The 14265-nt window shown below is 61.5% G+C and carries 13 protein-coding genes and 1 other RNA gene; 3 read left to right on the top strand and 11 right to left on the bottom strand.

Going from position 1 to position 14265, the window contains the following annotated elements; genetic code table 11:
- Positions 1-2 precede the first annotated feature (2 nt).
- From rbfA to rimP, 5 genes are all read right to left on the bottom strand, one after another.
- Entirely contained in the window at positions 3-404 is a 402-nt protein-coding gene (gene rbfA / locus J2X71_RS05755) for a 30S ribosome-binding factor RbfA (RefSeq protein WP_310379915.1), read from the bottom strand.
- A 75-nt stretch (positions 405-479) separates the two neighbouring features.
- Complete coding sequence (gene infB / locus J2X71_RS05750; RefSeq protein ID WP_310379914.1) at positions 480-3239, bottom strand: translation initiation factor IF-2; 2760 nt, start codon at positions 3237-3239, stop codon at positions 480-482.
- Between the two features lie 102 nt (positions 3240-3341).
- The gene (locus tag J2X71_RS05745; RefSeq protein ID WP_113320488.1) at positions 3342-4028 is read right to left on the bottom strand and encodes an RNA-binding protein; all 687 of its coding nucleotides are present in this window, start codon (positions 4026-4028) and stop codon (positions 3342-3344) included.
- On the bottom strand, positions 4028-5632 hold the full coding sequence (nusA, locus tag J2X71_RS05740) for a transcription termination factor NusA (protein ID WP_037100404.1): 1605 nt from the start codon (positions 5630-5632) through the stop codon (positions 4028-4030). The genes J2X71_RS05745 and nusA overlap by 1 nt, the downstream gene beginning before the upstream one ends.
- A 60-nt stretch (positions 5633-5692) precedes the next feature.
- Positions 5693-6298 carry a ribosome maturation factor RimP gene (gene rimP, locus J2X71_RS05735; RefSeq protein WP_007813842.1) on the bottom strand — a complete coding sequence of 202 codons (606 nt, stop codon included), beginning with the start codon at positions 6296-6298 and terminating at the stop codon, positions 5693-5695.
- A gap of 247 nt (positions 6299-6545) precedes the next feature.
- On the opposite strand from rimP, the gene J2X71_RS05730 reads away from it, so the two are divergent.
- Positions 6546-8177 carry an MFS transporter gene (locus tag J2X71_RS05730; RefSeq protein ID WP_310379907.1) on the top strand — a complete coding sequence of 544 codons (1632 nt, stop codon included), beginning with the start codon at positions 6546-6548 and terminating at the stop codon, positions 8175-8177.
- An 8-nt stretch (positions 8178-8185) separates the two neighbouring features.
- Positions 8186-8641, top strand: coding sequence for a GNAT family N-acetyltransferase (locus J2X71_RS05725; protein WP_310379905.1), 456 nt, complete (start codon positions 8186-8188; stop codon positions 8639-8641).
- Positions 8642-8666: 25 nt separating this feature from the next.
- On the opposite strand, the gene J2X71_RS05720 is transcribed toward J2X71_RS05725, so the two are convergent.
- Together J2X71_RS05720 and recR are read right to left on the bottom strand one after the other, a co-directional pair.
- Positions 8667-9917 (bottom strand): lytic murein transglycosylase, encoded by a 1251-nt coding sequence (locus J2X71_RS05720; RefSeq protein WP_310379903.1) that lies wholly within the window; start codon positions 9915-9917, stop codon positions 8667-8669.
- A gap of 8 nt (positions 9918-9925) precedes the next feature.
- Positions 9926-10531: a recombination mediator RecR gene (recR, locus tag J2X71_RS05715; RefSeq protein WP_310379900.1), complete on the bottom strand. Its 606-nt coding sequence runs from the start codon at positions 10529-10531 to the stop codon at positions 9926-9928.
- A 57-nt stretch (positions 10532-10588) separates the two neighbouring features.
- Here recR and J2X71_RS05710 point away from each other — a divergent pair, with 57 nt between their 5' ends.
- Positions 10589-11206 carry an MOSC domain-containing protein gene (locus J2X71_RS05710; RefSeq protein WP_310379898.1) on the top strand — a complete coding sequence of 206 codons (618 nt, stop codon included), beginning with the start codon at positions 10589-10591 and terminating at the stop codon, positions 11204-11206.
- A 1-nt stretch (position 11207) separates the two neighbouring features.
- Here J2X71_RS05710 and J2X71_RS05705 read toward each other — a convergent pair whose 3' ends face one another.
- The 4 genes from J2X71_RS05705 to ffs form a co-directional block, all read right to left on the bottom strand.
- On the bottom strand, positions 11208-11819 hold the full coding sequence (locus J2X71_RS05705) for a LysE family translocator (protein WP_310380105.1): 612 nt from the start codon (positions 11817-11819) through the stop codon (positions 11208-11210).
- 52 nt (positions 11820-11871) lie between these two features.
- Positions 11872-12195, bottom strand: coding sequence for a YbaB/EbfC family nucleoid-associated protein (locus J2X71_RS05700; RefSeq protein WP_007813855.1), 324 nt, complete (start codon positions 12193-12195; stop codon positions 11872-11874).
- A 19-nt stretch (positions 12196-12214) separates the two neighbouring features.
- Positions 12215-14083, bottom strand: coding sequence for a DNA polymerase III subunit gamma/tau (locus J2X71_RS05695; protein WP_310379894.1), 1869 nt, complete (start codon positions 14081-14083; stop codon positions 12215-12217).
- 43 nt (positions 14084-14126) lie between these two features.
- Positions 14127-14223, bottom strand: an RNA gene (ffs, locus tag J2X71_RS05690) — signal recognition particle sRNA small type.
- Between the last annotated feature and the right edge of the window lie 42 nt (positions 14224-14265).

The following is a 14265-nucleotide window of genomic DNA, read 5'->3' as shown; positions in this document are numbered from 1 at the left end:
TGTTATTCGTCGTCATTGTCGAGATCGCGGCTCACTTCGGGCGAGCGCAGCAGGTCGTCGATCTTCTTGTAATTGTCGAAGCTGGTATCGTCGCGGAAGCGCACTTCCGGCATGTATTTCATCTGCCGTAGCTGCGGTCCGAGCCGGCCGCGGATGAACTTCGCATTGCGGTTCAACGCGTCGATGACGATCGTATGGTCGGAAACGCCGAGCGGCGTCACATAGGCCGTCGCGATCTTGAGGTCGGGCGACATGCGCACTTCGGAGATCGAGATCACGGTCGCCTCGATGATGTCGTCGCGCACTTCGCCACGCTGCAGCACCTGGGTGATTGCTGCGCGAACCTGCTCGCCGACGCGCAGCATGCGCTGCGACGGTGCCGAGGATGTGGGTCTTGTTGCCATTGTTCTTTATCCCAAAAGGATCGGGCGCCGGACTGGATGATCCGGCGCCCGTCCAAGATTTCAATCGTCGCCCGATCAGAGCGTGCGCGTGATGTGCTCGACGCGGAAGCACTCGATGACGTCGCCGACACGCATGTCTTCGTAGTTCTCGAAGGCCATACCGCACTCCTGGCCCATCGGTACTTCAGAGACTTCGTCCTTGAAGCGCTTGAGGGTCTTGAGCTTGCCTTCGTGCACGACGACGTTGTCGCGGATGAGGCGGACACCCGCGCCACGCTCGACCTTGCCTTCGACGACGCGGCAACCCGCGACCTTGCCGACCTTGGTGATGTTGAACACCTCCAGGATCTCGGCATTGCCGATGAAGGTCTCGCGACGTTCCGGCGAAAGAAGACCCGACATCGCTGCCTTCACGTCATCCACGAGGTCGTAGATGATGTTGTAGTAGCGGATCTCGATCCCCTCACGTTCGGCGAACTGGCGTGCCTGCGCATTCGCACGCACGTTGAAGCCGATGATGGCAGCGTTCGATGCTTCGGCAAGCGAGATGTCGGACTCGGTGATACCGCCTGCGCCCGAATGAACGATGCGGGCACGAACCTCGTCGGTACCGAGCTTGTCCAATGCGCCGGCAATCGCTTCGATCGAGCCCTGCACGTCGCCCTTGATGACCAGCGGGAATTCCTTCACGCCGGTGCTCTGGAGCTGCGTCATCATCTGTTCCAGCGAACCGCGCTGTCCCGACAGGCGGGCAGCCGCCTTGTCGCGGGCGAGACGCTGACGATACTCCGAGATTTCGCGGGCGCGGCTTTCATTCTCGACGACGGCAAACTTGTCACCTGCCTGCGGCGTGCCGGAAAGACCGAGAACCTCGACCGGGGTCGCGGGACTGGCTTCCTTCACATGGTCGCCCTTATCGGTGACCAGGGCGCGCACGCGGCCCCAGACGTCACCGGCAACGATGATCTGACCCGGACGCAGTGTGCCCTTCTGGACAAGCACTGTCGCAACCGCACCACGACCGCGGTCGAGCTGGGCTTCGATGACAGTACCTTCAGCCGTCCTGTTCGGATTGGCCTTAAGGTCGAGAATTTCGGCCTGCAGCAGGATCGCTTCGAGCAGCTTATCGAGGTTCTTGCCGGTCTTGGCCGAAACTTCGACGTCGAGCACTTCACCGCCCATGGATTCTACGAAGACTTCGTGCTGCAGAAGCTGGTTGCGAACCTTCTGCGGATCGGCCTCGTGCTTGTCGACCTTGTTGATCGCCACGATGATCGGAACACCGGCCGCCTTGGCGTGGTTGATGGATTCGATCGTCTGCGGCATCACGCTATCGTCAGCCGCGACCACAAGGATCGCGATATCGGTAGCCTGCGCACCGCGGGCACGCATCGCCGTAAAGGCTGCGTGGCCGGGAGTATCGATGAAGGTGATCTTCTGGCCGTTCTGTTCCACCTGATAGGCGCCGATATGCTGCGTGATGCCACCGGCTTCGCCGGAGACCACGTTGGCATGGCGGATAGCGTCGAGCAGCGAGGTCTTGCCGTGGTCGACGTGGCCCATGATGGTGACGACAGGCGGGCGCGAAACCAGTTCGCCCTGCTCGTCGGACACATTGAAGATGCCGAGTTCGACGTCGGATTCGGATACGCGCCTGACCGTATGGCCGAATTCACCGGCAATGAGTTCAGCGAGGTCGGCGTCGATGACGTCGCCCGGCTTCATCATCTGGCCTTCCTTCATCAGGTACTTGATGACGTCAACGGCACGTTCAGACATGCGCTGCGACAGTTCCTGAATGGTGATGGTTTCGGGCAGTACGACCTCGCGGGTGATCTTCTCGCGCGTCTCCTGCATCTGGCTGCGGCGGAACTTTTCCTGCCGGCGGCGCATGGCCGAAAGCGAACGCCCGCGTGCATTGCCGTCGTCATCGACGTTTGCGGTGGTAACGGTCAGCTTGCCGCGGCGGCGGTCTTCCTCGCTCTTCGGGCGGGTTGTCACCGGCTTTGCGGGCTCCGGACGAACCGGGCGGCCACGGACCGGACCGCTGCGCGAAGCACCGCGGTCTTCCTCTTCGCCTTCATTACGGCGACCACGCACACCTGCCGGTGCGCCTGGCGCAGGCCGGGCGGTTGAGGGCGACGGAGCGGTTTCCGGACGGCGAGCGGCCGGCGCGGCTGCCGGCTGCTGCGGACGAGGAGTTTCAACACGTGCTTCCACTGCAGGAGCGGCAGGTGGTTCGGCCAGGGCTGCTGCTGCGGCCTCCGCCTGGCGTACGGCCTCTTCTGCGGCGCGCAGCTTGGCTTCCTCCGCTTCGGCGGCCTGGCGTACGGCCTCTTCTGCCGCGCGGCGCTTTTCTTCCTCAGCACGACGGATGGCGTCCTGCGCGTCACGGGCTTGCGCATCGGCAAGCGCGCGGCGACGGGCATCCATTTCCTCAGGCGAAAGGTGGTTCAGCACCACGGGACGTGGACGATCCTGCTGACGCTGCGGCTGGTAGGATTGCTGCGGACGCTGGCTTGTCTGCTGCGGGCGCTGGTTGTTCTGGCCACCAGGCTGTTGAATGCGCGGGGCCGGAGCCGACTGCTGCGGGCGCGCCTGCACAGGCGCCGGCGCCGGTTCAGGCGTGCGCACCGGAGCTACGGGAGCAGGTGTCATCGGCTTTTCGTCTTCAGGGCGCATCGGGCGCCGCTTGCGGGTCTCGACGACGACCGCCTTGGTGCGACCGCGACCCATATCCTGGCGAACGGTACCCTGGCTCATTCCTGATGGTTTCAGGGTGAGGGTTTTCTTCCCCGTTGCGCTGATTGTCTTGTCGTCGTTGCTATCGGTCATTCGTTCCCGTTCCTTCGGACAGGGAACGATGAAGCCATCAGACCCTGTCAATCACATACAATCGATCAATGATATTGCGGCCGGCTTCCGCCGGTGACCGCATCATTGTTTTTGCTGGCCAGCGCCGCCCGGTGCCCGGGACTGACCGCCGTTACGGTACTGTTCGAGCATCTTTGCGCGCTTCACTACACCTTCACCCGCCTGCCCTGCAAGCACTGCGGCATGGATAAAAGCATTCTGGCCCATCACCCCTTCCATTTCGCTCTCCGAGAAGAGACGGAAGGAAGGTATTTCTTCCTCGGTTTCCATTCCGAGGTGCCAGGCCTTGCGAGCCTGGTCTATTTTCCTCACGCCATCGGCGGCTGCATCCGTCGAATGGAACACTGCAAGCGCAGCCCCGCTGCGTATTGCGGCATCCACCTTGGCCGAGCCAGTGACGAGCTGGCCCGCCTTGCGCGCCATATTCATCATCTGCAGAAGCTGCTGCAGAAACAGCCGCTCCACCCGCTCGGCGAGGTCGTCGGCTGCCTTGACATCGGCCTTGAGAGCGCGGGCGAAGAGCTTCTTCGCCACCGCCCTCTCGACCAGCGACCGGTCGATCTTCACCCAGCAGCCGCGTCCCGGCAGCGTGCGCTTCAGATCCGGCACCACCGTCCCGTCAGGGGCGGCCACGAAGCGGATCAGCTCATCCGGCGATCCGCTTTCGCGTGTTGCGATGCACATGCGGCCGTTCACGTCGTAACCTGCAAGATCATCGTCCTCAGGAGATGTGTCCGGCGTCAGTGTCATTATGCGTCCTGCTCGGTCGCATCGGCTTCGACAGCCTCAGCGTCCTTCGCAAGGTCTTCTTCAGTAATCCAGCCGGCGAGCAGGCGGGCCTGCACAACCATCTGTTCGGCTTCTACGCGCGAAATGTCGAACTTCGAGAACAGGCCCTCGAACTTCTTCGTTTCGCCATTCTTGCGTTCGGTCCAGCCAACGAGATCGTCGGCCGCGCAGCCTGCGAAGTCCTCGATCGTCTTAATACCGTCTTCGCCGAGCGCGACCATCATCTGGGCAGTTATGCCGTCGATCTGGCGCAGCTCGTCGGCAACGCCGAGAGCCTTGCGCTTCTCGTCCATTTCCGCCTCGAGCTTCTCGAGGAATTCGCGGGCGCGGGTCTGGATTTCCTGCGCGGTGTCTTCGTCGAAACCGTCGATCGACGAGATTTCGTCGAGATCGACATAAGCCAGTTCCTCAACAGCGGCGAAGCCTTCCGAAGCCAGAACCTGGCCGACCATCTCGTCGACATCGAGCGCGTCCATGAAGAGGTTGGTGCGCTCGTTGAATTCCTTCTGACGGCGCTCGGACTCTTCGGCTTCCGTCATGATGTCGATGTCCCAGCCCGTCAGCTGCGAAGCCAGACGGACGTTCTGGCCGCGGCGGCCGATGGCGAGCGAAAGCTGCTCATCCGGAACGACCACTTCGATGCGTTCAGCATCTTCGTCGAGAACGACCTTTGCGACTTCGGCCGGCTGCAGGGCATTGACGACGAAGGTCGCCGGGTCCTGCGACCAGGGAATGATGTCGATCTTCTCGCCCTGGAGCTCGCCGACGACGGCCTGGACGCGCGAACCACGCATACCGACGCAGGCGCCGACCGGATCGATCGAAGAGTCGTTCGAGATCACGGCGATCTTGGCGCGCGAACCCGGGTCGCGGGCAACCGACTTCACCTGGATGATGCCGTCGTAAATTTCCGGCACTTCCATGGTGAAGAGCTTCACCATGAACTGCGGATGCGTGCGCGACAGGAAGATCTGCGGGCCGCGCTGCTCGCGACGGACATCATATACGTACGCACGGACGCGATCGCCATAGCGAACATTCTCGCGCGGGATCATTTCGTCACGGCGGATGATGCCTTCACCGCGGCCGAGGTCGACGATGACATTGCCATATTCGACGCGCTTGACCGTTCCGTTGACGATTTCGCCGACACGATCCTTGAATTCGTCGAACTGGCGGTCACGCTCGGCTTCGCGCACCTTCTGCACGATAACCTGCTTGGCCGACTGTGCGGCGATGCGGCCGAAATCCATCGGCGGCAGCGGATCGGCGATGAAGTCGCCAATGGCGGCGTCCGGATTGCGGTCGCGGGCCAGTTCCAGCGGGATCTGCGTGGAATAATCTTCGGCCTTCTCGACGACTTCGAGCAGGCGCTGAAGACGGATTTCGCCGGTCTTCGGGTTGATGTCGGCGCGGATATTGGATTCGGTACCGTAACGGGAACGCGCCGCCTTCTGGATGGCATCGGCCATCGCGGCAAGCACGATCTCGCGGTCGATGACCTTTTCGCGCGCCACAGCATCTGCGATCTGCAGAAGTTCGAGCCGGTTTGCACTGACTGCCATTGTTGTGTTTCTCCGTCCTTGACTACCCGGGTTCCCGTCCCTGGAGCTTGCGTTGATCGGTTATTCTTCGTCGTCCGCTTCGTTCTGGTTCGCAGCCTGCGCCTTTGCCAGCTTGTCGGCGCGCAGTGCATCCCGGATCAGATCGTCGGTCAGAATGAGTTTGGCATCGCTGAGCGCAGTGAAGGGGATGACGACCTTCTGCTCCTCGCCATAGGCAACCTGATCGCGTTCGATCGTAAACCCGTCGGCGTCCGCTTCGACGATCTTGCCGCGGAAGCGTTTGCGATTGCCGATCATGATCGACGTTTCGCACTTTACGAGGTGGCCCTGCCAGCGAGTAAAATCGGATTTCCGCACCAGAGGGCGGTCGATACCCGGCGAAGACACTTCTAGATGATACTCTTTATCGATCGGATCTTCCACATCGAGCACCGGAGAAATCGCCATGGAGACCTGCTCGCAGTCTTCGACGCTCATCGTGCCATCGTTCTTCTCGGCCATGACCTGCATCGTCATGCCATTCTGGTTGAGCATGCGAACGCGAATGAGGCGGAAGCCGATGTCGACGAGTACGGGTTCGATAATGTCGGCAAGACGCTGGTCAAGCCCGGTCTCGGTAATCAGCCGCGGCTCATGTTGATTGTCTGCGTTTGTCAGATCCGACAAGCGGTGCGCTCCCTGCGATTTCTGGCATTCGGGGTGATCGCGCTAATAAAAAAGAGCGGGTCCTTGCGGCCCACTCTTCATCGAACGATCAAGAATTTGAGTGCCATATAGTCCCGTTTTTTGGAAATTGCAAGGTCGACGCCGATTCCGCCTCCTCCGCCCCTGCAAGTGCGAGCTAACCTATGGCGAGCACTAATCTTCCGCATATATTGCTATTGAGGCACAACGATAAAAGCGGGGGGGAAGCGTGGCCTATACGTCTTCGACATTTGCGCCTTTGCGGCATGAGACCTACCGCACCATCTGGTTTGCAAGCCTCGCCTCGAACTTCGGTGGCCTGATTCAGGCTGTCGGTGCCGCCTGGATGATGACGGTCATCACCTCGTCCGAGGACATGGTTGCGCTGGTCCAGACCTCGACGGCGCTGCCGATCATGCTGTTCTCGCTGATCTCGGGCGCTCTCGCCGACAATTATGACCGGCGCCGGATCATGCTGACGGCGCAATCCGCGATGTTCGTGGTCTCGATCGTGTTGACGGCTTGCGCCATTCTCGGCTGGATTACCCCCGCACTGCTGCTCTTCTTTACGTTTCTCATCGGCTGCGGCACGGCGCTCAACAATCCCTCCTGGCAGGCCTCTGTTGGCGACATGGTGCCGCGCGCCGATTTGCCGGGCGCGGTTACGCTGAACAGTATGGGCTTCAACATTACCCGCAGTGTCGGTCCGGCGATCGGTGGCGCCATCGTGGCGGCTGCCGGTGCCGCTGCGGCCTTTGCAGTGAACGCGCTGAGCTACATTGCGCTCCTCTATGTGCTGTTTCGCTGGCGGCCCAGCACGCCTGCGTCGACGCTGCCGCGCGAAACACTTGGCAGCGCCATTTTTGCCGGCATGCGTTATGTCTCCATGTCGCCCAACCTCGAAAAGATCCTCCTCAGAGGGCTGGTATTCGGTATCGGTGCAAGTTCTATCCAGGCGCTGCTGCCGGTCGTCGCGCTCGATCTCGTCTCTGGCGGGCCGCTGACCTATGGCTTCATGCTCGGCGCCTTCGGCGTCGGCGCGATCGGTGGTGCCATACTGAGCACCAGTCTGCGCGAGATGTTCTCCAGCGAGACGATCATCCGCTTGGCCTTTACAGGCTTTGCACTCAGCGCCGTGATCGCAGCTCTCAGCCCAAGTGCCGTGCTCACCTCGGCCGGGTTGCTTGTAGCCGGTGCCTGCTGGGTTTCGGCGCTTTCGCTCTTCAACATCATCGTCCAGCTTTCGACGCCGCGCTGGGTGGTCGGCCGCGCTTTGTCGCTTTACCAGACCGTCACCTTCGGCGGTATTGCCGGTGGAAGCTGGCTCTGGGGTGTTGCCGCCGACCGGTATGGTCTTTCGAATGCACTGCTGATGTCGGCTGCGGTCCTGCTGCTTGGAGTCGTGATCGGCCTGCGCTTTTCCATGCCGGCTTTCGCCTCGCTCAATCTCGATCCGCTGAACCGCTTTATCGAGCCCGCGCTCGGTCTCGATATCACGCCGCGCAGCGGCCCGATCGTCATCCAGGTCGCTTACCAGATCGCCGATAGCGACTTGGCCGAATTCATGACGCTGATGGTTGAACGCCGCCGCATCCGCATCCGCGATGGCGCCCGCAACTGGGCTCTGATGCGCGATCTCGAAAATCCCGGCCTCTGGACGGAAACCTATCACACGCCGACCTGGGTCGAATATATCAGGCACAACCAGCGCCGAACGCAGGCCGATGCCGAAAATACCGACCGGCTTCGCGCCCTGCACTGCGGCGAGGGCCTGCCGAACGTTCATCGCATGATCGAACGGCAGGCCATTCCGCCCGTCGATGACGTCTTCCACAAGGCACCGATCGATCTGCACCATTGAGGTCAGCCATGCACGTCTTCCGAAGCGCACGACAATCCGATCTCGCCGACATCATCCGGCTGCTCGCCGATGATGATCTCGGCAGCACACGGGAGGTCGTCTCGGATCCCGTCGATATACGCTATCTCGCAGCCTTCGCCGCAATCGAGGCAGATCCCAACCAGTTGCTGGCTGTTGCAATCGACGAGACAGACAGGGTCGTCGGCTGCTTGCAGCTGAGCTTTCTTCCCGGCCTTTCGCGAACGGGCATGTGGCGGGGCCAGATCGAAAGCGTGCGCATTGCGAAGAGCCATCGCGGCTCCGGGTTGGGCTCGCAATTCATCGAATGGGCGATCGCCCGCTGCGCGGAACGTGGTTGCGGTCTCGTGCAACTCACATCCGACAAGACGCGTGCGGATTCGATCCGGTTTTATGAAAAGCTCGGTTTCGTGACGAGCCATGAGGGGTTGAAGCGCAACCTGTAAAGCATCCGCCTGGCGCGCACGCCTCTTACTTGAGCTTGCCCTTCATCGATGCCTCGGGAAAGCAAGTCGGTTTCATGCCGTTCTTTTCCTGCCACTGGCCGATCGCGCGCCGTGTCTTGTAGCCGGGCAATCCATCCGAACCGCCGACATCGTACCCCTGCCGTTCCAGTGCGCGCTGCATGGCGGCGACATCCGAGCGCAGCATCTTGCCTACATCGCCCCATTGCCCCTGGAAGGAACCGGAACCGGAGGCGATGCGGTCGGCAAGATTGCCGATATAGAGGGCATAGAGGTCGGAGTTGTTGTATTCCTTGATGATATAGAAGTTCGGCGTGACGATGAATTCCGGCCCATCACGCCCCGCAGGCACCAGCATCATGCCTTGCGCTTTCAACTCGCCGGATGGAAAACCCTTGCCGGAAATACGTTTGATGCCGAGCGACCCCCAGTGGGAGAGCGGCTTGGCAAGATCAGGCCCTTCCTGCGCGCAGGAGACTGGGTCGGGGATCGTCACTTCGAAGCCCCAGTCGCGGTCGCGCTGCCAGCCCTTTTTCACGAGGAAATTGGCAATCGAGGCGAGCGTGTCGGGAACCGAGGTCCAGATATTGCGGTGACCGTCGCCGTCGAAATCGACGGCATATTTCAGGTAGCTCGTCGGCATGAACTGCGGTTGGCCGAGCGCGCCTGCCGACGATCCCTTGAAATCGGCAGGTGTTACGTCACCGCCGTCGAGAATATGCAGCGCAGCGATCAGCTCCATGCGGAACATCTCCTTGCGCGTCGACATGAAGGCCTTGGTCGCCAGAATCTCGACGGCGGAATTCGGGATCTTCGCCGCGCCGAAGCCGGTCTCGCGTCCCCAGATTGCCAGCACGATCGAGCCCGGCACGCCATAGGTCTTTTCAATGCGGCGGAGCGTCGAGGCATATTGTGAGGCAAAGCCGCGCCCGGTCATCGCAAGCCGCTTCAGCCGATCCTCGTTGAAATAGGGGCCTGGTGAGGAAAACTCGGCCTGAGTTTGCCTCTGCTCCTTCGGCGGCGGAAAGCCGGGAGGGGCAAGATCGGTCAGGGTCCAATCCAGTTCAACGCCTGAAAAGGCCGCGCGGAAGGTCTTCTCCGAAATGCCGTTCTTTTTCGCTTCCGGCCAGAGATCGGCCTGCACCCATTTTTCGAATTGCGCTTCGACATCGGCTTTCGAAGGTGCGGCGTAAGAGGGGATGGAGGAAAGCGCCAGCAGGGCGGCGCCTGTTGAAAGAAGCCGGCCGAAGAAGTTCATATATCCCCCTAAATTGCTGTGCGCGCTCGAAGCGCAGCCGTCAGCGTACCCTCGTCGAGATAGTCGAGCTCGCCCCCCACAGGCACGCCATGCGCCAGCCGCGTGATTTTCACATTGAGATCTGCGAGCTGGTCGGTGATGTAATGCGCTGTCGTCTGCCCTTCGACGGTCGCATTCACAGCGATGATGATTTCCTTGATACCGCCCTCGCCGACGCGGTTGATCAGCCCGCGGATATTGAGATCGTCAGGGCCGACGCCGTCAAGCGGCGAGAGCGTGCCGCCAAGCACATGATATGCGGCGTTCAGTGCGCCCGCGCGCTCCAGCGCCCAGAGATCCGAGACGTCCTCGACGACAATGATCACGGATTGGTCGCGCTGCGCATCGGTGCAGACCGTACAGGGATCGACCGTATCGACATTGCCGCAGTGCGAGCAGATTTTCACCTTGTCATAGGCCTCGCCCATCGCATGTGAGAGAGGACCGAGAAGCTGATCCTTCTTCTTGATGAGATGCAGCGCCGCCCGCCGCGCCGAGCGCGGCCCGAGGCCCGGCACTTTCGCCAGAAGCTGGATCAGTTTTTCGATTTCGGGGCCGGTGACTCGCTTTGCCATGCGCCGTTCTTAACTGATATGGAACGAAAACGGAATCGCCGAAGGATCGCCAGACCGATGAAAATCCTCGCAGTCTGCAAGGGTGCAGCAGAACGCCTACCCGGCAAGAGCTACAAGACCGGTATCTTCAAACATGCCGTCGCCGGCGGCGTCATGATCGATGCCGAAGGCCTCGTGGGCGATGCGATCTGCAACAGGAAACATCACGGCGGCGTCGATCAGGCTGTCTATCTGGAGGGTTCGGTCAGCCTCGACTGGTGGGCGAACGAACTCGGCCACCCTGTCGAGCCCGGCACCTTCGGCGAGAATCTCGTCATCGAAGGGCTTGATAACCGCGATGTCTCGGTCGGCGACCGCTTTATCGCCGGCGAACTGATCCTCGAAGTCACATCCTGCCGCATCCCTTGCGCCACGTTCGCTGCCAGGATGAACGATCCGAAATTCGTCAAGCGCTACACCAGGGCGGCACGCCCCGGCATCTATTGCCGCGTGATATCAAAGGGAATCGTGGAAGCTGGAATGTCGGTCGAATATAGGCCCTTTTCCGGCGCCACAGTGACCATGCCGGAAATGATGGAAACCTTCGGGCGCCAGCTTTCCGCCGCAGATCGCAACCGCTATCTGGCGGCGCCTGTTCACTACAAGCTGCGAGCCGAACTGGAAGAACAGCCATAACTCAGCGCATGGCGATCGTGACGGCAGCCCCCGCCATCGTTCCCGCGCTCACCCGGTTGGCGATCCGCACCGCACGCCGGCTTTTCAGGAAACCGCGCGCCTTTGCGGCGAGGAACATCCAGCTGAAATCGACGACAGCCAGAACGACGAACAGCGTGACGACGAGTTCGGCCCAACCGGCAAGCGATACCGAGGGAATGTCGATGATCGACGGCAGAAGGGCCACATAGAACATCATGATCTTCGGATTGCCGAGCGCAATCGCTAGGCCGGTCAGAAACATCCGACCACGCGAACGTTCCTGCGGCAACTCTTCTTCCTCGACCTCGGCTTTGGCGAACCACATCCGCCAGGCGAGATAAAGAAGATAGAGCACGCCCAACCATTTAATGACGACGAAGACGTGGTAGAAACTTTCGGCGATCGCCGAGAGGCCGGCAATGGCGCAGGTCAGCCAGATCGCATCCCCGGCCCACATGCCGAACAGGAAAGGCAGCACGTCGCGCGTGCCTTTCGAGATGACCCGGGCGACAAGCGCCGCAACGCTCGGTCCGGGTGTGCCGGCGGCAATGAAAAGAGCGCCGGCGAAAACCAGCAGCGTCGTCAAGGTCATCATCTCCCGTCTCTTCTTCCGGGGCCAGTCATTACCGGACCAGTCGACGAAATCAGAAAGGCAGCTTGAAACCGGGCGGGATCGGCAGGCCGGCCGTCAGCGCCTTGGTCTTTTCGGCAGCGATGGCTTCCGCTTTGTCCTTGGCATCCTTGTGGGCGGCAACGATCAGGTCTTCGAGGATCTCGACATCGTCTTCCTTGAAGAGGGAAGGGTCGATCTTCAGGCTCTTCAATTCGCCTTTGCCGGAGATGATAACGGTGACGAGCCCGCCGCCTGCCTTGCCTTCGGCGGTCAGCTCGGCGATTTCCGCCTGCATCTGCTCCATCTTGGCCTGCATTTCCTTGACTTTGCCCATCATGCCCATGATGTCGCGCATCGTCTTCTCCTTCTTGAAACTAGAATTCTATGTCGTCGCCGGGCAGGATATCGCCTTCTTCGGATTCGGCGGCGGCAGGCGGGTTGACCTCCTCCGCCTCTTCCTCCGGCGTCGGCGCCCGCACGCGTACGTCGATGATCTTGGCACCCGGAAACTGGGCAAGAATTGCCGCGACATCAGGGTCCTGACGCGCATCGCTGACGCGCTGTTCCTGCGCCTTAGCTTCCGCCTCCACCATCGTCGGCCCGCCTTCTTCGCGGCTGGTGCTGACGATCCAGTGGATGCCTGTCCATTCCTTGAGCTTGACGGCAAGCTCGTTGAGCAGCGTGCCGGGTGCGCCCTCGGTGAGGTTTACGTCCAGACGGCCAGGCTCGATCCGTACGGGCCGCACGAAGTTACGCACCAATGCCTTGAGTTTGACGTCGCGTTTTTCAGCAGCGAGATCAACGATATCGCTAATCGAACTGACCGGCACGAGCGGCTTCGGCGCTTCCGCCGGCTTCGTCTCGACGCGGCCGATACTCTGCGGCTCCAGATTGGGCACGGCGCGCAGCATGGCGGTTGGCCCCGAGGGCTGTGGCCGTGGGGCGGGCTCGGGAGCCCGTGCCGTCACATTCGTCTGGTAGGGCACGCGCGTGCCGCCGCCATTGCCCGAAGGCACAGGCGAGGACGGGCGTGGTGCACCGTTTTCGTTGGAAAATTCCGCAAGCCGCCGCGCCGCATCCTCAGGTGCCGGCAGATGTGCTGCATGCGCGAGCCGGATCAGCACCATCTCGGCTGCACCCGCCGTGCGCGAAGAGTTTTCCGTCTCTGGAATGCCCTTCAGCAGCATCTGCCAGATGCGCGAGAGCGTGGTAACCGCGACACCTTGCGCAAATTCCGCAGCCTTGGTGCGCTCCACTTCGCTGAGCGATGGGTCGTTTGCGGCATCGGGCACATATTTCAGCCGCGTCACCAGATGCGTGAAGTCGGCGAGATCCGTCAGCACCACGACCGGGTTGGCGCCCGCTTCGTACTGGCTCTGGAATTCATTGAGGGCGCTTGCGACATCGCCGCGCACGATATGCTGGAAGAGGTCGACGATGCGGGCGCGGTCGGCAAGGCCGAGCATGCCGCGCACGGCCTCGGCTTGCACCACGCCGCCGCCATGCGCGATCGCCTGGTCCATCAGCGACAGGCCGTCACGGGCAGAGCCTTCCGCAGCGCGCGCGATCATCGCCAGCGCATCCGGTTCCGCCTCGATGCCTTCCTTGGCGGCGATGGTCGAAAACAGGCCGACGAGATCGGAAGCGCTGATGCGGCGCAGGTCGAAGCGCTGGCAGCGCGAGAGAACGGTGATCGGAACCTTGCGGATTTCCGTCGTCGCGAAGATGAATTTCACATGCTCCGGCGGCTCCTCGAGCGTCTTCAACAACCCGTTGAAGGCTTGCGTCGAAAGCATGTGCACTTCGTCGATGATATAGACCTTGAAGCGGGCAGAAACCGGCCGGTAGCGCACCTGCTCGATAATCTCTCTGATATCGTCGATGCCGGTATGCGAGGCAGCGTCCATCTCGATCACGTCGACATGGCGGCCTTCCATGATCGCCTGGCAATGTTCGCCCGGCACGCGAAGGTCGATCGTCGGCTTGTCGATCTCAGCCGTCTTGTAGTTCAAGGCGCGGGCCAGAATGCGCGCCGTCGTCGTCTTGCCCACGCCGCGAACGCCGGTCAGCATATAGGCCTGCGCGATGCGACCGGTCTCGAAGGCGTTGGTGAGCGTACGGACCATCGGCTCCTGGCCGACCATCAGGTCCGTGAAATCCTTGGGGCGGTATTTGCGTGCCAGCACCCGGTATCCGGTGCCCGTCGAGGCGGCATCTTGTGATTGTCGCTCGGTGTCGCTCATCGCCCTGCTTGCGCCCGGAAGGCCGGGCTTCTTGGAAGAGAAGGTGGGAGGCTGGCACGATGACCCGTGCCGGGCTCGTTAGGGCTGCTTCCTTCCGGACCTGACCCGGTTGGCGAGTGGCTCGTCCACCACCAACCTCCCGGATGCACATATCGGCAAATTCCTCATCAAAAGCAAGCCAA

The organism is Rhizobium sp. 1399, assembly GCF_031455475.1.
Lineage (GTDB): Bacteria > Pseudomonadota > Alphaproteobacteria > Rhizobiales > Rhizobiaceae > Rhizobium.
The sequence above is the reverse complement of the archived record's forward strand: the minus strand, read 5'-3'. Positions and strand labels throughout refer to the sequence as shown.